General features: G+C 44.0%; 2 protein-coding genes and 1 pseudogene. All 3 read right to left on the bottom strand.

Annotated features, from left to right (window positions below; genetic code table 11):
* Positions 1-222: 222 nt before the first annotated feature.
* Positions 223-396 (bottom strand): AbrB/MazE/SpoVT family DNA-binding domain-containing protein, encoded by a 174-nt coding sequence (locus I8U17_RS17980; RefSeq protein WP_160173823.1) that lies wholly within the window; start codon positions 394-396, stop codon positions 223-225.
* 192 nt (positions 397-588) lie between these two features.
* A pseudogene (gene ssb / locus I8U17_RS17975) lies at positions 589-987 on the bottom strand (single-stranded DNA-binding protein).
* 349 nt (positions 988-1,336) lie between these two features.
* Positions 1,337-1,636 carry a hypothetical protein gene (locus I8U17_RS17970; RefSeq protein ID WP_198056606.1) on the bottom strand — a complete coding sequence of 100 codons (300 nt, stop codon included), beginning with the start codon at positions 1,634-1,636 and terminating at the stop codon, positions 1,337-1,339.
* Positions 1,637-2,273: the final 637 nt, after the last annotated feature.

Genomic DNA, 2,273 nt, shown 5'->3' with positions numbered 1-2,273 from the left:
TTGTAATATGATTCATTTTATTTTTGTCTAAAGAAGTAATTTTTAAGATTATAATATCAACCCAGTATGTTAGGAAATCTGAAGTTTTTGGACGCAATCCGTGAACTTTTTTCGCTAATCGTCTAAACTAATTGGACACCATTTTGAGACACATGAAAATGTGAGGATAAGGGATAGGAAGGAAAACGAAAAGGCAGCCCCTTTTTTCGGCTGCCCTTCACCTCATTCATTGATCAGCTTGGCCAATTTCCTTTCATCCACTTTGGTGATGATGAGTTTGTTGTCTTGGCAGGTGATCAGCACCTGATCCCCCGCTTGTAACCCCATCTGATCCCGATACTCTTTTGGAATCATGACATTTCCGATTCCCGTCACTTTTCTGATTTTCATGGTCATTGTAATTCCTCCTGTCATCCTTTGATCTCTTCTTCAAAAAATAGCCCATTCCATCACTTCCTCTGCCACTAGCTTGGCCATCTGGTGATAAAAAGTCAACGCTCCGGCTTGAATGGCTTTCTGTGCGTTCATGTTGTTCTCTCCTTTATGGTTAAAAAGAGTCCCCCGGGTACTGAGGGACCCGTCAGTCTGTCAAAAAGGCAAATCTGCATCAGAGATATCAATGGGGTTTTCCGCAAAAGGATCTTTGGAACCTGTTCCCTCACGAGAACCCTTCGGCTCCAGGAACTGAACACTCTCGGCCACGACATCCGTCGTATAGACCGTACGCCCTTACTGATTCTCGTATTTCCCGGTCTGTAAACGGCCATCCACACCAACCAGAGAACCTTTTTTGAGATAGTTGGCGCAGTTTTCGGCCAACTTCCGCCAAGTGACGATATTGATGAAATCCGCTTCCCGTTCGCCGTTTTGGTTCGTGAAGTTGCGATTGACCGCAATGCTGAATCTCGCTACAGCCACACCGCTCGACGTATACCGAAGCTCCGGATCACGAGTGAGACGACCAACAAGAACGACGCTATTGATCATGAACCTGTCCCCTTTACATTTAATTTATTATGTTTTTATTTAACTTGCAAGTCTATTATAGCAATTTATTTTTTATATGTAAATATAAACATGAATATTTTATCTTTTTATTTAACAAAAAATCCCCCGCCTGTAATGGCAGGGGCAGCGATCAAGAAACTTCCTCCAGCTAACGTTCCATTTCCAAGATGTGCTCCATTGTTGTCCTCCTGTTTGTCATGGTGTATCATGGAGGACAGAGGGGAACCGCCATTCCTCTCTGTCCAATCAATCTCAACCTCGGGATAAGGAGAATCGGCGATAAGTCGATTCTCTTTTGTATTTTTGGGCCAAGTCCGGATGCTCCATTTCAAAGGCTTTGGCATCGAATCGAGTCGTCTTCACGTTTTTCCACCGGACTTGATACGTTCCGATGTACCCCTTTTCGTCGAAGGGCCAGCCGGGGATTTGATTTCTTCTTCAAGGGCTTGTCCAGCTTGTGTGCGGCGAATTTCTTGATCTCCTCCAACATGTCTACTGATGGATACTCCACCATCAGCTTCCGGAGATACTGCAAATCCTTCACGTACTGAACCGGGTAATTCTCGATCTGCTCCAGTTCATACAGCATCCGACGCTCTTCCTTGCTGGCCATTTGTTCATCCAGCATCCGCCTCACTTCTTCCCTTGGCAGATGCCGTTCATTTGGAAGTTTGGAGCCATTGGCTGCGCCGTTGGTTGGGGTAAGTCCGAGATACGTGTAAAATATACAGTTTCGGATAGAAAAAACCAGAAAAAAGCCGTTCCTATACTAGGAATCGGCTTTATTTCAATTTGGGCTATTTATAAATAATAAGCCTTATCGGACATTAGAGGTGATAGATCTATGCATAAAAAAGCATGTTTGGCCCGATCCGATCAAGAAGCCATCCTGTGCCGCGGCTGACGTTGAAGGAAACCCCGTTGGCGGCGTGCAGTAGGATGCCCGCGGGGACATCGTCGCTCCTCCTCGCCCACTGCTACTAGGATAACCGGTAGTCGATCTCCTTGACCGCCTCCCCCATGAAAAGAATACTATAACGCAATACATGAGAAAATGCTCTAATACGCTTTAATAAACAATAAATTTACCTTATAATAAAAATAATATGAATTTTATTAATCGCAAATAGGAGTTAGTTAAGTCCGTATAATTGTGTAAAAATGGAAGCTGCGAAAAATAATTGAGCCATGGTGAAATTCCTCGGTTAGAATAGTAGTTGGCAAACATTCCCAAACAAGGAGGGTTTCACAATGGCTCAATACCA

This window comes from Thermoactinomyces sp. CICC 10521, assembly GCF_016055135.1.
Classification (GTDB): Bacteria; Bacillota; Bacilli; order Thermoactinomycetales; family Thermoactinomycetaceae; genus Thermoactinomyces_A; species Thermoactinomyces_A daqus.
Note: the sequence above shows the minus strand (reverse complement) of the source record. Positions and strands in the feature narration are given on the sequence as shown.